Here is a 17,386-nt window from a genome sequence, read left to right on the forward strand (position 1 = left end):
CGTTTATTATACATGAGAAAAATCTTCATCGTCTACGCGGCCTCACTAGAGGTTATGAACTAACTCAGGTCGATGAGTTCTGATCCAGACAGTTCCGCTTATGCTTGGTAGGATTTTGACTAAAACGTTTGTATGAAACAGATCCAGGTCCTCACGAGTATCAGGTGTGAGCTTCTCTATTCCAAGTTTCTTACGAAGAAAAGATTTGCGAGAAAAACCAAGCATCCATTCATCATGATTCACATAAGACTGAAGAGTGGAAAAATTCTCAAGCGTATACCAGTTCTGATCATAGGTCTTCGAAAAGCCCAGGGTCGGATCAAGAATCACTTGGGGACGAGCATACTGCTTTAAATAATCACCCAGCTCTTTTAAATACTCTTCTCCATCAAGCTTAGAAATATAATTCATGTGCTTTCCAGAAAGTCTTCTTTCTGGTGCGAGGTTGTGACAAAAGACATATTTGTTGTCTGTATGAAGCCTTAAAAAGCGCTCAACCTCTTCATCAAATTTTCCCGAAACATCGTTCCAGATAAGAGGCATCTTCAAAACATCATACAGACGAAAGATGTTCTCAGAATGGTAAGTATCAAAGGAAAGGGGAACTTCTAAGCTTTTAAGTAAGGAGAGATGAGGTTCTAGCCGCTTCCATTCTTCTTCAAAGGGAATGGACTCATTCATGGGTGCGGTTGATTCAGCACCAATATCCAGCGCTTCGATAGGCCCAAATGAAGTGACACGAGTGAGAATCTTCTCAGGGGTTGAAAGTTCACCACCGTCCGAAAATGAATTGGGGGTGAAATTCATCACCCCCAATCGCTTTAAAACTAATTTTTGTGAACTCATTAAGCTGGAGTCGGTTTACCTGCACCAAAGAGAGGTCCCGCTCCTACAACTGTTCCAGACGGTGGAGTATCAGTTGGTTTTTTGCTCATCACTGGCTGACCGATGTCTTTACCAGCAACGATGTCTCTGATTTGTTCAGCATCCAGAGTTTCCCAAACCACAAGGGCAAGGGCCACACGGTGAAGAGCATCGATATTATCGTTAAGGATCTTCTTGGCCACTTCGTAGTTACTTTGAACAAAGTGTTGGATCTCTAGATCAATCTTACGAGAAGTCTCGTCAGAGAAAGATGTACCTGGGTCCCCTGCGTACGGATTACCGCCGCCTTTTTGGTAATTGATAGGTCCAAGCTTCTCAGACATACCCCAGCTACAAACCATTGAGCGAGCAAGATCAGTAGCGCGTTCAATATCGTTAGAAGCACCGTTAGTCATTTCACCGTAAACGATTTCTTCAGCAACACGTCCACCCATTAGGAATGAGATGAAGTTTTCACCCTTCTCTTTAGAAAGGTTCAGCATATCTTCATTCGGTAGAGTTTGAGTCACACCAAGGGCCTGGCCACGAGGAATGATCGAAACTTTGTGAATAGGATCTGTGTGAGGAAGGTTCATACCAACTAGTGTGTGACCGGCCTCATGGTAAGCAGTGAGCTTCTTCTCTTTTTCCGAGATCATCATCGACTTACGAGCAACACCCATAAGAACTTTATCTTTAGCGTTCTCGAAATCGTGCATGCCAAGAGCTTTCTTATTATCACGAGCAGCAAGTAGGGCCGCTTCGTTTACAAGGTTGGCCAGATCAGCACCAGTAAAGCCCGGAGTACCTTTCGCGATAACTTCTAGATCAATATCTTGAGCTAGTGGAGTTTTACGAGTGTGTACTTTAAGGATCTGATGACGACCACGAACGTCCGGACGACCAACAGTCACACGACGGTCGAAACGACCTGGACGAAGAAGGGCCGGATCTAGTACGTCGATACGGTTAGTTGCGGCCATGATGATAACACCATCATTACCTTCGAAACCGTCCATCTCAACTAGAAGTTGGTTAAGAGTTTGCTCACGCTCATCATGACCACCACCCATACCAGCACCACGGTGGCGACCTACAGCATCGATCTCATCAATGAAGATGATACATGGAGCGTGCTTTTTACCTTGTTCAAAAAGGTCACGTACACGTGAAGCACCCACACCCACGAACATTTCAACGAAGTCAGAACCTGAGATTGAGAAGAATGGTACGCCTGCTTCGCCCGCTACTGCACGAGCAAGAAGAGTTTTACCTGTTCCTGGAGGACCAACAAGAAGACAGCCCTTAGGAATCTTACCACCTAGGGTGGTATACTTTTTTGGATCTTTTAGGAAATCTACGATTTCAACCAGCTCTTCTTTGGCCTCTTCCACACCGGCAACATCAACGAAAGTAATTCGCTTGTCGTTTTCCGTGAGCATCTTGGCACGAGCTTTACCAAAGCTCATGGCCTTACCACCGCCGGCCTGTAGCTGACGAAGGAAGAAGAAGAAAAATAAGAAAAGAAGAATCATCGGCAACCAGTTAATTAACAGAGTTGCTAAGAAGCCTTGCTTCTCTTCACGCTTGTAATTCGGAATGATTCCGTGATTCTTAAGAATACGGAATGTTTCATCACCTGTATTACCAGTTAACTCAAAGTATGAGCCGTTTTCATAGCCATCAGCGAACTTACCTTGAATAGTATTGTCACCTTGGAATGTTACTTCTTTAACTTTGCCGCTTTCTACTGCAGTGATGAAGTTAGAAAAATTGATGTTCTTTGCACTGACTGTTTTTTGTTCAAGCACCTTCATAACAAAGGCCATGATCAAAATGACAACAATCCAAAGCATTAGGGTTTTCTGTTGTTTTCTCATGATAGAAACCTTCTTGTAACTCTTGAGGAATAAAAAAAGCCGAGTTAAGGCTGGCTTCATTATACAGAAAGACTTCTATTGTTGGGAAGCAAAGAGATTGGAAAGATTAGAGAGAGGTAAAAGCCTGAGCCTTTCAGGCAGCTTTTCTTTCTTACTCATCCAGGTATCTAGACACTTCTGAAATGTAATAAAGCGCAATCCTCGCTCCTTACAAACTTCAGAAACTCGAGGGAAAAGTTCATTAAACACAGAAGTATTTAATGTCTTACAAATTGACTCAGTCTCTAAAACTAATACGAGACCCGGCATGTTAAGCATAGCATCCGGTGATTGCAAAAGATTCTGCCAAGCGTATTCCAGCTCAATTCGTTTATAAGTGGACATACTCATCAACTGATTTGTCGTGAGCGTAGATAAAGTCCTCGCAATCTGTTCGTCGTAATTTTTTAGGCCCTGCTGATAAATCATGAGCACCGTGTTGTTACTAAAGGCCTCCATTCCTCCACTAAAGTGGAAAGGGCCCTTCTTACCGTTATCAATTGCTCGAAGCATGCGTTCAATCGGCGTGATGATCTCGCCCCGATCTGTATTTGAATAAGTGTGAATGATTTCTTGAATCTGAATTTCTGAATAATGACTCCCCACCAGGACCGCGCCTTGTTCAAAGACAAAAATCTTGGAAGTGCCCGAGCGACTCATAATGTTCGTCTTGAGCATCATCGTAGAGAAGTTCGCGTAGTGAGAGTAGAACTTTAGATACTTCGGATAGCGCTCTTTAATAAGAGGAATGATTTTGTAACGAACAAAATTTCGATCATATTTAAGATCACGATTGGTGGGATCTTCTCTAAAAGGAATTCCTTCAAACTTCGCCAGGCGCCTGATTTGGGCCTTACTCACACAAGAAAAAGGCCTCACAATGGCCCGATTTCGAACTGGAATCCCAACCGCGGCCTTGGGATTGGTTGAACGATTCCGTTGCATGAGGTTCCACTCATAGGAATCATCCAGGTGATGCCCGGCCCACAGTAATTCATTTGCTCTCAAATCATTAATACAAAGCTCGCGACGTTTCTTTCGTGCCTTGGCCTCAAAATTAGCGACCTTTGCGGTTAGACCCTCGACATGGAGCATTTTGAAAGGAATGCCTTCCTCTTTACAAAATTTCTTTACTAGTTCCCCGTCCTCATCCTGGCCCTCACGGGTATGGTGATGAACAAAAACCGCCCTTACAGGTCCAATTTTCCCTTGTTTATGCAAAGATTGAGCGAACCAAAGAAGGCACATAGAGTCCAATCCCCCTGAAACGGCCACAACGTGGGGACCAGAAAGCTCTTTGGAAATGGTCACATTTCCGAGGAAACGCCATACGTGTTTAAAAAATAAAGCACGATAGGCAATAGGACTTAATCTTTTCATGTGTTAGCACTTCTAAATATAGGAAATAATATTGACGGACAGTTTTCCCATGATTAATATTACACTACTTTTTTTCTGGGGCAACGTAGCTCAGTTGGTGAGAGCACAGCATTCATAACGCTGGGGTCGGCGGTTCAACTCCGCCCGTTGCTACCATTCTTTTTTCCCCTGGAATTCTTCTTTTCTGCATTGAATGATCTTTTCCAATTCTGGAATCGCATCCGTATCAACTAGGCATACAAGTCTATCATATAACTCGATATCCGTATTACCATCCGGCATAAAATCTTCGTCACCTCGATGAATCAAGACCACTAGTACCTGCATCGGAAAGTTAAGCTCAAGAATATTTTTCCCCAGAAGAGGTGATCCTTCTCTCACCTCAAACTCAACGAAGTCTTTACCATGGTGTCGTGACTTAAAAGGGAGTCTTCTTTGGGGTCTATAAGGCTCCTGAACCTTAAGCCATTTTGCCATATGGCCCAGGCTCGTTCCCTGGATCAGCATCAAAAGAATCACGATGAAAAAGATAAGGTTAAACATGGTCTTTGAACCCGGCACTTTATTCACTAAAAGATAGGTCGCAAGGATAATGGGAATTGCTCCACGGAGTCCGCCCCAACTCACAAACATCATTTCATTTATAGAATACTTAAAACGCACGAGACACAAATAAACGGAAAGTGGTCGAGCAATAAAAAGGAGACACAGAGAAAGAAAAACACCAGTCCCCATGATAGGACCAATGGCAGATGGAATCACTAAAAGACCCAGCATCAGGAACATAATCACCTGCATAAGCCACGCTAGACCATCATGGAAAACGGTCAGTGTTTTTTTACTAAAATATTTCTCATCACTCATAGCAAGGCCCGCAATATACACACTCAAAAAACCATTTCCTCCACAGAATTCAATTAATGAATAAATGCAAATCACACCAGCAATGGTGAGAACGGGATAGAGTCCTTCAAATTCCAAATCAAGCCAGTTAATCAAAAGAACGAGACCTTTTCCTAAAAACCATCCCGCCAGTCCTCCCAGAGACATTTGTATAAAAAAGTTCATGAGCACTTCACCCCAAGTGAAGTTCTCCGGTCGCAAAATAATTTGAATTAAACTCAAGGTGAGAAAGACCGCTGTCGGATCATTACTTCCTGATTCAAGTTCTAAGAGAGATTGAATCCTTGACCTCAGCTGAAGTTTTTGAGTTTTTAAAATTCCAAATACTGCAGAAGCGTCGGTTGAAGAACATGTTGCACTTAACAAGGCCGATGATACCCAGTCCCAACCCAGAGCAAGATGAATCAAGAGGGCCATCACTGCAGTAGAAATCATCACACCAAACAAGGCCAGGATGGTTCCCTCTTTCCACACCGGACTCACCATTTGCAACTGAGTTGAAAGTCCTCCGGAGAAGAGAATGAACATCAAAGAAATGGTGCCTAATATGTGAGTCAGAACCGGTTTATCAAAATGAATGCCACCGGGTCCTTCCACTCCCGAGAGCATCCCAACTACAATAAAAATCAATAAAACAGGAATGCCATAACGAGTAGATGTCTTACTTGCAAAGACACTAATTAAAAGCAGAACACCGGACGCCAGCATAAGCTGGAGAAATGCCTTGTCCATGAAGGAATTTTAACCTGTCTTAACTTTTCTTTACCTAAATGTTTGGTTGACACCGGTCCACCTTAAACTTACCTTTAAAGGGACAATTCTCCGAGAGAGGTTCACATGATCAACATACTCGTAGTTGAAGATGAAAAAAAAGTTTCGGCCTTCATTCAACAAGGTCTGAAAGAGGTTGGGTACGAAGTAGAAACTGCAGAATCTCCAGGAATCGCGCGTGAGTTGATCCGATCAAAAAAGTTTGATCTTTTAATTCTCGATGTGATGTTACCTGAGATGAGCGGGATGGATTTTGCCAAAGAACTGAGAGCAAACGGCCACAATGGTTTCATTCTTATGCTCACAGCACTCTCCACGACTAAAGATAAAATTCAGGGACTCGATTCAGGTGCGGACGACTATCTCGCTAAACCGTTTGAGTTCGAAGAGCTCCTTGCTCGAGTAAGAGCGCTTATTCGCAGAAAGAGTGATGATAAGGCCCAATTACGTAATGGCGATTTGATCATGGATCTTATCACTCGAAATGTGACTCGTGATGGGATTCGCATTGAACTAACAACAAAAGAATTTTCTCTTCTTGAGTTCCTTATGAGAAACCAAGAAAAAGTGATGGACCGTTCGGCCATTGCACGCCAAGTTTGGGGCGCGGACTTCGATCCTGATTCAAACGTGATTGACGTTTACATCAATCACTTAAGAAAAAAAATCGACAGTCCCTATCCGAAGAAAATTTTAAAAACCGTAGTGGGACAAGGTTACGTCCTAAACAGAATTGACTAGATTTTTATTTAAAGGCATCAGATTCCGTTTAACGTTGGTGTATTCAACATTATTCGGTCTCTTCATTTGTGCTTTCGCTTACATCATCACCAATCAGTACCTGCAAGACGGCAGGGCCGATTTTGATCACGGTCTTTTTAACTACGCCATTGACCTCTCCGAACACTTACAAGTAGATCACGCGGGCCTTAAAATTAATTTCACCCTGCCAGCATCGGAAGACCGTAAGTCCTTCCCCTTCATGCTTCAGGAGACCTATTATTTTGTTCGTTCTTTAGATGGAAAAATCATTTCTAAAGGGCTATCGAAATCTCCTTTTCAGGAAATTCCTTTTGATCCAACACTTCCTAGAAAAGAAGACTACACTCACCGTTTTTTTACTTTTAGTTCAAATGATTCTCATTACCGGGCCGTGAATTTAAAAATCACCAATCGCTCGGGTAAAAAAGAAATGATCCTACAGGTTGCGACACCATCGGACGCTCTGGAAGACCAGGAAAAACGACACCTCCTCATGACATTTTTCATGGTGCCGATTCTCATCGTGATTTCCAGTTTTGCTTCATACTTAATTGCCGGTAACGCTCTTTCTCCGATTAAAAGTCTAACGGACACCGCTAACAATATTGCGGCCAAGAACCTTTCTCTGCGAGTTCCGGAAGTGAATACCGGAGATGAGGTGGCCGAACTGGCGAGAACGCTTAACAACCTCCTTGAGCGTTTAGAAAAGTCCTTTAAGGCCCAAGAGCACTTCGTATCGAATGCCAGCCATCAATTAAATACTCCTCTGGCGATCATTAAAGGTGAGCTCGACGTTCTCGAATCAAAACCACGTAGCATTGAGGACTATGTTCGTTTCCAGAAATCACTGCGTGAAGAGATCAGTCGCCTGATTGAACTTGTGGCCAACATGCTTCTGGTTTCTCGAGTGGAATCGGGGCTAGAAAACTTTATTTTTAACCCACAACGAATTGATGATCTTCTTCTTACGACTTCATCACGCCTGGCCTACAAGGCCCGTGAGAAAAAAGTGACGGTTCGTTTTAATATCTCGGAAGACATTCCTCCTGAGAGCCTCACCGTTATGGGAGAAAAGCAACTTCTTGATAGCCTGTTTGAAAATATTTTAGATAACGCCATTAAATACACACCAGAAAACAGTTCGGTTCAAATTGATATTAAGATCGTTGGCGGAAAACTTGAAGTTTGGATTCAGGATGAGGGCCCAGGTATCCAGGATGACTTTGAGGAGTACTTAACTAAGCGTTTTCACCGAGGCATTGGAATTAGCATTCCGGGGACCGGAATTGGGCTTCCGATCGCTAACAGGATCGCAGGCTACCACAATGCCAAAATCCTTTATGAGCGCCCGGGCCAAAGAGGCAGCCGATTCATTATCCGCTTCAACTAATCCTAAGCATTAGAAAAGAGATTGTTCTAACCAAACATCACAAACTTTATTTGAACCCAATTACTCGAGCTTTTCTAAACAAATTTCCCAATGATTTAGACAACTTGCTTCTTGTAGCAATTTGCCCAAGAACCTAGATTTTTGTCCTCTTACAAGACTCATTTTCTGAGTTAAGTAATGAATTTTTCTACTTAAAACCCCTGTCACAGAAATTGCATAGAGGCACGTGGAGTTTTAAGGCCACGAATGCACTGCCTATCATTTTTACATTCTCAAGGGGTTATGCATGCACTGTGTCTTAAAATTCGCTACACTGCAGCACGAATTAAAAACGATTTAATTTTTCGATATTTCTGAGAGGTCATTGTGATTAAAGTGAAGAATCAACGTCGCAAACTCGAGCCTTACAATCCGAACCTTGGGTTCATTGGAAGTGTTAAAGTCGATGTGGCCAACTACATTTTCTCTTCGAGGAGAAAACGAGCGCCGTACAATCACTCCAAGGCCCTGGTTAAAAATCTTCTTTCAAGAGAAGTTTCTGTTCACTTGAAAGAGTCTCAGAATCTAACGAAGTTCATTCGTAAACGTGATCTTACTTTCCAAAAATCAGACGCGAACGGGAACTACAAAATCTTTACGGTTCCATGTACGACAACGATTGTTCCGTTACAAAAATCTGTCTACAACACCATCGAGAAGGCCGCTCAGTCACTCATCGTTTCACTTCGTTGTGTGATCCAGGACATCTATGGCTCGAAGTCTGTTAAAGACTCTCCGTTTGTAAAATCTCTTCCAGTTGAAATTCGTAAAATCTTCGTAGATGCCATCATGGAGTCTCCGAACTATTTCCCACAACTCCACCACCCGAACATGAAGAAATATCCTTTCTTCGATAACGTGGGTCTGGACCTGGTTTTGATCGAAGATTACCTTGAGCAATCAAAGAACTTCGAAAAACTTCTTAAAGCGAAAAAGACCTCGAAGCTTCCTGAGCTTCCCTTCCGTATTCTTGAATTAAATGCCGGTGCTCCATCTGGTGCTTCTAACAACATGAACGTACTTGAAGGTCACTACGAGCAGAATCCTGAGGTGCTTGAATCAATGGGCAAGATGATGCCTAACGATCACTTCCAGGTGCTGGCAGAAACTTATAAATCTTTGGGAGAAGACTGGACCGGCGTGAAAGACGGTATTCAAGTTATTCTACCTCCTGGTGGAATGAACGGTGCCGCTCCTGAGATTCACAACCTTGCTGCATACTCTGGTCTTGTTTATGCTGATCCTGTTCAGCTTTTCCAAGACGAAAAAGGTTATATCCGTCTTCGTACGATCAATGGTTCTAACCCGATCGTTACAGCAATCTACTCTCGTATTAACGCCGACTCTGCTCTGTTCGATGTGGATAAAGGCATTATCCTTCGTGATCCTGATACGAACGAACCTATTTATCTTCGCGATTCACTAAAACTTGGTGAAGAAGGTGAAGCTCCACTGGTTCTGGATGTAAATGGTGATCCAATTCCTCTTCAATCTGATTACGCGGTTCCGGGCCTTCTGGACGCTATTCTGAACAAGAAGATCTATATGGGTGGATTGAACCGAATTCTTGATAACAAAATTATCCTGGCCGCCCTTACTACTTATGCTCCTAAGTTCTTCGCTCCTAAGCTTAAAGAACTTGGTATCGCAACTAACGGCCCTAAGATCACTCCTCCTGAAACTCTTCCTCCTAAGAAAGAGTCTGTGAAAGTGATTGAGAAGAACATGGATGAGTGGGTCATTAAGGCCCCTAACCTCTCTGGTGGTTCTGGTATCTACATCATGAAGACTCTTTCTGACGAAGCGAAGAAAGAAGTCATGAACATGATTAAGAAGAATCCTTCTCACTACGCTTATCAGAAGCTGGTGAAAATCGCCCGTATCCCAGTGGCGATGAAAGATAAGAAAGGTTCTCGTTTCGCCAACCTTGCGGCCGACATTCGTCTATGGGTGTTCTACGGCGGTGGAGCTAAGGCACTTCCAAAGATGACCCACAACGCTCTTGTTCGTTACGCGCCTGAAGAAAAAGGTCCTATGAGCTCAATCGTGAACACTTCGAAGGGCGGCGGTTACGCTCCATTCGTAGTGGTTGATGATACAAATTCATCTGAATCAGTTTCGGCGGCGGAATATATTAAACAAAAGACGCCGGTTCCTCTACAAACACATCTTCCGATGTTCGTGGCGGCCCAGTTAATTCAGGTTTCTCGTCTTGCGACGGAGATCTACAATCACCTGAAAAACAATACGGCCGATAGTTACACGCTATTGGGTCTTGCTCTATCACTTAAAACTCAGTGTCGTGAGGTGCTTTCATTCCTTAACCCACGTGCTATTGAGCCAGTTTATAAGATCATTGATGTCCTTGAAGCAAAACAGGCGACGATGGAAATTGCTGCCTTCTTCGAGAAGATCAATATCAACCAGATCCAACTGGTGACAACACTCGAGCGTCTTGAATCTAAGAACAAACTACCGAAGGGCTTCCGTGACATGATGGATGAACTTCTGGTTCTGGATCAGGATGTTGTGTATCAGAACTATACTGAAGAAAACCGCAAGCATGACCGTAAGATTCTGAAGAACCTTAAAGCGTCTTTACTTGAGAAAGCAGGAACGAATAAGAAACTTCTTGCGGAATATAATCTTCTTCTCAATGCTCTTCGCGGAAGCATTGAGGCCTCTTTCCCTCGTGAAATGGTCACAGGTAAAACGGCCATCAATATGATGAAGCTGATTGATACATTCATGAACATGGTAAGAGAGCGTCTTCAGAACTCTGAGAAGGCCATTGAGTTCGCAAAACTCTTTACTGTTGAGACCGTTCATCCTGAACTTAAATTTGAGACTTTCGGTCTATCAGAAGCAAGCCTTACAAAGACCTCGGGGTTCTTATCTGCTTCTCAGAAAGAGTTCGCCACTGGTGAGTTATTGACTGAATCAGATTATATCCCTGAGCACATCAAGGCCGCTCGTTCTGCTTGGATGAAAATTGAAGCTGAGGCCAAGAAGCTTCCGACAGATAAGAGAAATTCTTTCTTAAATAAAAAGCGCACGGCCCACTTCAAAGAGTTTCCTTTCCTTGCTCGCATGACTGAGATCATGAACTCTCGTCGTGTGGGAGTGAAGGACCTGATTGAACTTATGCCGGCCATGCCGTACGCCAAGTACAATCTAGAGCAGTTTGCGAAGAAACAAGGCCTGACTCTTGAAAGTCTATTCGTTAATGAACTGACACCAAATAAGATCTCAATCCTATCGGGACAAAAAATCCGTGAGAACCACCTTTCGGCCCGTGAGGACGCTGGTGAGTGTTTTGCGAAGAAACGTAAATCTCATGGTCTGTTCTCTGATTCAGACATCTTTATCTGGGTAAGAAAAGAGCTTGATCCTCTCACTCAGATCTATACCGCCGGTCACGAGGTGATTCACTATCACCAGATTGAAGAAACGACCAAGCTTGAGGCCCGTGCCCTTTCTGACGGTGCGATTGCTCAGGCCTACTTCTTAAACTTCTACGGAAACTTCCTGGGAGTTTCGGCCGCTTCTCTTGAAGGTCTGTCAGTTGATATCTCAGTTGAGCGTCAGCCACTTTACGGTCTCGCTGACCGAATCGTGCCTTACTTCTTCACAAACCTCATCACTGAGATCCGTGACAGTATCAACAGCTCTCGTGAGGACTACGATGCTGTTCTTAATAAGTATGGTTCACTCTTTGGTTATATGATGCCTAACTCGAACCAAGTGAAAGTGAAGGCCCTTCAGGAAATCATTCCGGCCCTCGAAAACGCCAAGAACATCCTCTTTGCTAAAGAGCTTGGTCTTGAAATCGGCTGGGACGAAATTCGTTCAGCTCTTCCGTCTGCTAACGATATGCAGATTAAATTGAACGCGCCAAAAATCGTCAGAGCGATTAAAAAGGCCCGTCCGGATTATGAGGCACTAACGACTATTGGAAATCACCAGTTCTACGGTGTGAGCTTCGCACGTAAACTGGATCTTTCAAAATCCATCACGCTACGTCCGATTTTGAGCACGATTTCATTAGGCAATAGTTACAACCAAACTCAACAGCAGCAGCAACAGTAAGTTCTGCGGGATTTAAGTTATGAGACTAGAACTACTGACAGCTGACATTCCAAAACTCCAACCGTTCCTGGAAACTGTTCTCCAGGACGGTGGTAAGAAGCTTTACGCCATTGATGGTGTTGTGACTCCTATTCGTAATATGAATGGACTCTCGGGCTTTGAATACAAGGAAGATGGCCTCATCGGTGAACTGAAAGTGGGTCTCATCCTGGGCGGAACCGGTTACGTCTTAAAACGAATTCTCCGCAACGGTGGAGAAGAATATCAGCGCTACGACTACTTTAACGTTCAAGGCGATATTTCGTTCACCTCAGATAAGGAGGCCCTAAAGGCGGCCATTCCCGATTTCCATGAAATGGACCTGACTTGTCCGATCCTTAACCACTTTTATAATTTCCTTTCAATGGAATATAAGAACGCAGGAGAAGGCAAATCCAATACTCAAATCGTTAATTCAGTCGAACAGCTATTAAAGACCGCTTACAACTCTAAGCTTATCCGCGTTTCAATCAAAGAACGCGCAAACGATCCGGCAATTAACAACATCTACAACAAAATCCTCGCCGCTGAAATGGATCCGGTTCTAACTTGGGAAGAGCGTCAGCTGGTTTTCAAAAACTATAAAGTTGAACTTAAAAAGATCGTTGATACGAAAGTTCGTGCCCATAAATTGAATAAGACCCGTATGAAGCTCGCCCTGCTGAGAAAAGACGGCGGAAACTTCATGGCCCGACTCATTGCCCGTCCTGTAAACAACGCTAAGGGACTTCTCTATCGCTATACAGTGGGAAAGGTCATTTGGTTCTTCCAGACAGTTAAAAACAACTTGGGCTACTCCATCGCTCTGGCGGTCTATGGACCGTTCACATATTACTTCATCACCATGCCTATGAACCCTCACGCCATGCAGGCGGTGGGACGTGTGCGTTCGGCCTATTTGGACATTAAAAACGAAATCATGCTGGTCCTGGACACGAGTGATGTGGCCATCAATGATATGCGCAGTAAAGAGGCCATTGCGAAAGCACCGACTGTGACACCCGCACCAGCAACTCTTCCAGTGACTGACACTGTATCAACTACGAATGCAGCTCCGGCCAATAATAAAGACTTTATCATGGCCAACATCATTCAACCTTCAAGTGTTACGAACGGTAATGCTGAACCATTACTTGTGAGCTTAGGTGACGGTGCCACTCAAAAAGCAAAACCCTCTTTCCTAAATATGCTTCTTACCACTGACTCAGACCAAGTGAACAAGGCCACTTGGGGCGAGCGCATGAGTAACTTTAAGCAAATGCAAATTGCCTACGAAGAGAACATCGAGTTCGCCTCTCGTATGGGCCGTCTTGAGCAGCTTGAAACCCAATACAACTTCCCAATGCAAATTGAGGCCACCTGGGAAGAGCTTGAGCGTTACAACAATATGATCTTTAAACTTCGCGAAGAAAATCCAAACATGTCAGCGAAGATGAAGCAATACCTCTTTAATGAGATCAACCGCACTCAGCAGCTGGAACTTTATTTATGGGACCGCATGGGTCGCTTCATCCTGGATCAAATCTATGTGATGCTCGATCAGGACAAAGAACAAAAACGTAATGACTATTATGTTGGTCGTTCTTTCGTCTTCATGGAAGAGATGACTAATATTCTTTCATGGCGCTATAAAGATTTTAAAAAGCCGGAAGGTTATGACCGTATCCAAAAACTTGCGGAGTTCTACTCGAATGGTCGCAAAGAACATGGAACTGTGCTGAAGAACCTTCGTGCGAACTCGGACCTTTTTAAGCAAAAAGATGTTTACGACACAAAAGAGTTCCGTGCCTATATGAAGCGTCAGTGGGAAATTCTGTATCTACAGAACTCTAAGGCGGAAGAAGCTTCGAACATGGGCCTTAACATGTATATCTGGTCTGTGCGAAACACCGTTTGGATTCTTCAGTCGATTTATTCAGCAAAGCGTGAAGAGCTTGCTCTTCTCATCAAGCGCGATGTTTCAGGACAAGCATTGACACCGGCCGAGATGCTCACTCGTTCAAAGGCCAATATGCTATTCGAGACCCTTCTCCACAACCTCACTCTTGAGTACGTGGGAATCAGAGAGGAGATCATGAATCGTCTCGGAAAAGACATTGAATCAACTCAGAGAATGATTGTGATCGACAACTTGAAAGAGTTTTTATCAGACCGGGAAAAACTAGATAACCTCGGCGTGGCCCAAAACCAAAAAACCGCAGGAAACACTCTATGAAAATCAATCGGAAAGGACTCTCTTCACAAATTCTGATCGCCGCCATGGCGGGCCTCGTACTGATGTTCATGCTTCAAGCGGCAAGAGCTCAATCTAACGACATGAACGTTCAGAGCCTTCAGAGCAATAACAGTAGCAACGCGGCCCTGGCACAGGCCTCGGGCGCTAACCAAACTTACCAAAGCTCAAACACAGGTCAGGTTCTTCAAATCGGGATGCCTCAGAAAAGTCTGGGTCGTCGTTTATGGGAGAACACTTCTCTAGGATATTATCAGCAATTCTTGGGGCCAACTGCCGCTGGCGGTGGGAACACCTATAACGTTTTCCAAGAGGGACTAGATACTCCAAACTCGGGCTTTGCTCCGATGCAAAGTTTCCACGCTGTGAACCTTCGCCATCAGATCAATACTGACTGGGCAGTGGGAGCGACTCTTTCGGCCGCCAATGGTTATACTAAAGAAGTTAACAATAAAGATCGTTCGGGAAATACATTTACCAATAGACCGGACAGCGAATTTTTCAATGCTCGTGCTTATGTGAGTCTTCCAGCTGCGCGTTTTTCTGCTGGTACACTTTATTCAACACTTTCATATGAATTCCCAACTTCAGAAATTTCAAAAGACGATGAAATGCGTTTTGGTTGGGTGGCCTCAAATAGTTTTGCTTTTAACCTACCGAACCTTCACTGGAACGTGGGTCTCATGAGCCAAATTTATCGTATCTACTATAAGAACAATGTGAAACCTGCTCCGTTTGTTGGTGGCAGACCAACAGCACTTCAAACCATGATCGTGAGTGGTGGTCCTTATGCGAACTATCGCTTCAATGATAAATGGCAAGTGGGTTCAGTAATCACGATGGACTGGGACCAACGTGGGGCCCAGACTGGATCGAGAGATTTTAACAACAACCTTTCACACCGTGGAAGATTGTCTCTCACGTATTTCCCTCAGCAGATCAAGTATCTTCAAAGTGTGGGACTATTCTCTCAGGCACTCTTAAAGTTCCGTCCTGAAACGACGGCCTTCGGTGCTGACTTTGCTGTTCGCTTCTAGAAAAAATTGGAATCCATCTCCGGGCCCGAATAATTGAAAATAATCGAGCCCGGAAGATCTTGTCTCAAAGCCTCCAACTGACTCACATTTCTTTTCTTCTTATCCAAGTGTTTCATCACCGCACCCGAGACTCCCAGACAGCCTTCGGTTGTGGCCATGTATTTAGACACCCGGGTGGCGTCAGTCATATCAAAAATGGCGTTTTCAATTTCTCTGGTGCTGGCCGTATTGGGATCAATATTCCTCAATTGCTGAACGGTATCCACCGGTGTACTGAAATTTTTAGTGCTGCGATCATACTGTCTGGCGCCGATTGAGTAATCTTCCATGGGAGTGATCCATTCGTGCATCACAACCGCACGGCCGGCAAGGTTGGAATTGTTTTTATCAATACCGTTTAAGATCACATTGTCTCCAAAGGTACTGCCATGACTTGCTTTACCTGCGAGAATAAATCCGTCCGATGATTTTAGAGAACCATTGGCATTGGACATCTCTGGACTTCCACCAAGACCGTCACTTCCTCCCCCGTCCTCTGAGCTTCCGATCCCATGAGAGACCCAAGTATTGTGAAGAACTTCAAGCTGATCCAGATCAAGAACAAACATGCGTCTTTCATTGGAAGGGCGTGAATAATCCACGATGGTGATCTGATCAGGAAGTTTGACACTTCCCTTATATTTACTAAGAATCGATCCGCGTCCTTTCATGGCCTTCATGAAGGCGTCTTTTGAAACAAAAGGACATTCTGGTTCATCGCTGTCACTCATTTTAAACACATGGTCTTTCACCAGTTCATTCGCAATATCTTTTTGGAACTTACTCATATCAAGGTCCTTATTCCTAAGAACGTCCTGATAGAAAACGGCCTTCATTCGGGCCCTTAAAGTCTTAGCATCTCCACTATTGGACTTTATTTGAGAAGCAAAAGAAAGAACCTGACTACGGGCCGATGACGACACTTCATAGCGACTCAGAATGTCTTCAATATTGTTGCTATACTCAAGTCCTCTGAGATCTCTCTCCAACAGACGAATGAAAACACCGCTCGGTTGTTTCCCCGGGTCATTCATCACATTCTCTGGTTTACAAAAGGGAGAATTCTGAAACTTTTGTTTCATGTCCTCATACATACTATCCAAAGAACTATTAGCGACCTGCCCTAGGTTTTTAGCGAAGTCTTGAACCTCGCGATGAGAATGAGAAGGTTCATCACAATCGTCTTCATTATGTCGGGTCACTGCTTTTTCTTTCACCGGTTCAACAGCAACAACTTTTTCTTTTTTTACTTCAGGAACCGGCCCAGGTTCAACACTGGCCGTGTCTCTTGCGACACCTTGCTGAATGGACTTCAGTCCATTCGGAAGTTTCTTTATAATGTTTTTACAAATGATGGTGTTCTTTTGTGGAGAATCAGATTGGGGCCCACAGACTTCACCGGCCACGGAAGAAATTTCCTGCAGCTCAAGAAGATCTTTCTCTGATGGACTATCTAAGAAAGAGTAGTTTCCGCCTTTGGCCTGAAATTTCTTTTCACAATTTGAATAAGAAGAACGTCTTTCTTCGGCCGTACCGAAAGGTACACAGAGACCTTTATCAAAGAGCATCGGCTGACACTGAATCTCACTCTTTCTGCAACTTCCCTGATTGTAATTTGGATTAGACCTCGTAGGCATCTGACAAAGTTTTTTCCCGCCACTTGAACGAAGCACACTTGGCCAACCACCATAAAAACAGTTAAAGCGAGAATCGGCCCAAGCAGAAGCGATGAGAGAAAACTTCAAGAGCAACTTCTTTTCACTCACAACCAAAAGTTGTGGTTCTTGATTTTCAATTTGGGCAAGTAAAGTTTTAAGATCACGCGTCCAGGATTCTCGCATGAGAGCATCATTGGTTCTGGCCAGAACCGAAAACGATAAGAGAAGACCTAAAACAATTAATGATCTCATCTCAGGGCTTA

10 protein-coding genes and 1 tRNA gene are annotated in these 17,386 nt (G+C 43.9%); 6 read left to right on the forward strand and 5 right to left on the reverse strand.

Annotated elements, in window-relative coordinates:
* Positions 1 to 45 precede the first annotated feature (45 nt).
* The 3 genes from ACJVC5_RS16515 to tilS form a co-directional block, all read right to left on the reverse strand.
* Complete coding sequence (locus ACJVC5_RS16515; protein WP_408096641.1) at positions 46 to 807, reverse strand: dihydropteroate synthase; 762 nt, start codon at positions 805 to 807, stop codon at positions 46 to 48.
* A gap of 38 nt (positions 808 to 845) precedes the next feature.
* Positions 846 to 2,744: an ATP-dependent zinc metalloprotease FtsH gene (gene ftsH / locus ACJVC5_RS16520; RefSeq protein ID WP_408096642.1), complete on the reverse strand. Its 1,899-nt coding sequence runs from the start codon at positions 2,742 to 2,744 to the stop codon at positions 846 to 848.
* 75 nt (positions 2,745 to 2,819) lie between these two features.
* Positions 2,820 to 4,163 (reverse strand): tRNA lysidine(34) synthetase TilS, encoded by a 1,344-nt coding sequence (gene tilS / locus ACJVC5_RS16525; protein WP_408096643.1) that lies wholly within the window; start codon positions 4,161 to 4,163, stop codon positions 2,820 to 2,822.
* A 79-nt stretch (positions 4,164 to 4,242) separates the two neighbouring features.
* Between tilS and ACJVC5_RS16530 the strand changes: the two genes are divergently transcribed.
* Positions 4,243 to 4,319 (forward strand) — tRNA-Met (locus ACJVC5_RS16530).
* Here ACJVC5_RS16530 and ACJVC5_RS16535 read toward each other — a convergent pair.
* Positions 4,314 to 5,798, reverse strand: a complete 1,485-nt coding sequence (locus tag ACJVC5_RS16535) for a potassium/proton antiporter (RefSeq protein ID WP_408096644.1) — start codon at positions 5,796 to 5,798, stop codon at positions 4,314 to 4,316. The genes ACJVC5_RS16530 and ACJVC5_RS16535 overlap by 6 nt on opposite strands.
* A 105-nt stretch (positions 5,799 to 5,903) precedes the next feature.
* Here ACJVC5_RS16535 and ACJVC5_RS16540 point away from each other — a divergent pair, with 105 nt between their 5' ends.
* The 5 genes from ACJVC5_RS16540 (at position 5,904) to ACJVC5_RS16560 (ending at position 15,426) form a co-directional block, all read left to right on the forward strand.
* Positions 5,904 to 6,578, forward strand: a complete 675-nt coding sequence (locus ACJVC5_RS16540) for a response regulator transcription factor (protein ID WP_408096645.1) — start codon at positions 5,904 to 5,906, stop codon at positions 6,576 to 6,578.
* On the forward strand, positions 6,571 to 7,989 hold the full coding sequence (locus tag ACJVC5_RS16545; RefSeq protein WP_408096646.1) for an ATP-binding protein: 1,419 nt from the start codon (positions 6,571 to 6,573) through the stop codon (positions 7,987 to 7,989). Before ACJVC5_RS16540 ends, ACJVC5_RS16545 begins: the two co-directional genes overlap by 8 nt.
* A gap of 366 nt (positions 7,990 to 8,355) precedes the next feature.
* Positions 8,356 to 12,117 (forward strand): circularly permuted type 2 ATP-grasp protein, encoded by a 3,762-nt coding sequence (locus tag ACJVC5_RS16550; RefSeq protein ID WP_408096647.1) that lies wholly within the window; start codon positions 8,356 to 8,358, stop codon positions 12,115 to 12,117.
* A gap of 19 nt (positions 12,118 to 12,136) precedes the next feature.
* Positions 12,137 to 14,371 (forward strand): hypothetical protein, encoded by a 2,235-nt coding sequence (locus tag ACJVC5_RS16555; protein WP_408096648.1) that lies wholly within the window; start codon positions 12,137 to 12,139, stop codon positions 14,369 to 14,371.
* Entirely contained in the window at positions 14,368 to 15,426 is a 1,059-nt protein-coding gene (locus ACJVC5_RS16560; RefSeq protein ID WP_408096649.1) for a hypothetical protein, read from the forward strand. Before ACJVC5_RS16555 ends, ACJVC5_RS16560 begins: the two co-directional genes overlap by 4 nt.
* Here the strand turns inward: ACJVC5_RS16560 and ACJVC5_RS16565 are convergent.
* Complete coding sequence (locus ACJVC5_RS16565) at positions 15,423 to 17,375, reverse strand: murein L,D-transpeptidase catalytic domain-containing protein (protein ID WP_408096650.1); 1,953 nt, start codon at positions 17,373 to 17,375, stop codon at positions 15,423 to 15,425. The two genes, ACJVC5_RS16560 and ACJVC5_RS16565, sit on opposite strands and share 4 nt — an antisense overlap.
* Positions 17,376 to 17,386: the final 11 nt, after the last annotated feature.

The organism is Peredibacter sp. HCB2-198, assembly GCF_045999315.1.
Classification (GTDB): Bacteria; Bdellovibrionota; Bacteriovoracia; order Bacteriovoracales; family Bacteriovoracaceae; genus Peredibacter.

Bases quoted from the DNA above. Each gene is read 5' to 3' on its own strand.
- ACJVC5_RS16560 (WP_408096649.1), top strand. From the start codon at position 14,368: ATGAAAATCAATCGGAAAGGACTCTCTTCACAAATTCTGATCGCCGCC.
- ACJVC5_RS16535 (WP_408096644.1), bottom strand. From the start codon at position 5,798: ATGGACAAGGCATTTCTCCAGCTTATGCTGGCGTCCGGTGTTCTGCTT.
- ftsH (WP_408096642.1), bottom strand. From the start codon at position 2,744: ATGAGAAAACAACAGAAAACCCTAATGCTTTGGATTGTTGTCATTTTG.
- ACJVC5_RS16555 (WP_408096648.1), top strand. From the start codon at position 12,137: ATGAGACTAGAACTACTGACAGCTGACATTCCAAAACTCCAACCGTTC.
- ACJVC5_RS16540 (WP_408096645.1), top strand. From the start codon at position 5,904: ATGATCAACATACTCGTAGTTGAAGATGAAAAAAAAGTTTCGGCCTTC.
- ACJVC5_RS16515 (WP_408096641.1), bottom strand. From the start codon at position 807: ATGAATTTCACCCCCAATTCATTTTCGGACGGTGGTGAACTTTCAACC.
- ACJVC5_RS16565 (WP_408096650.1), bottom strand. From the start codon at position 17,375: ATGAGATCATTAATTGTTTTAGGTCTTCTCTTATCGTTTTCGGTTCTG.
- tilS (WP_408096643.1), bottom strand. From the start codon at position 4,163: ATGAAAAGATTAAGTCCTATTGCCTATCGTGCTTTATTTTTTAAACAC.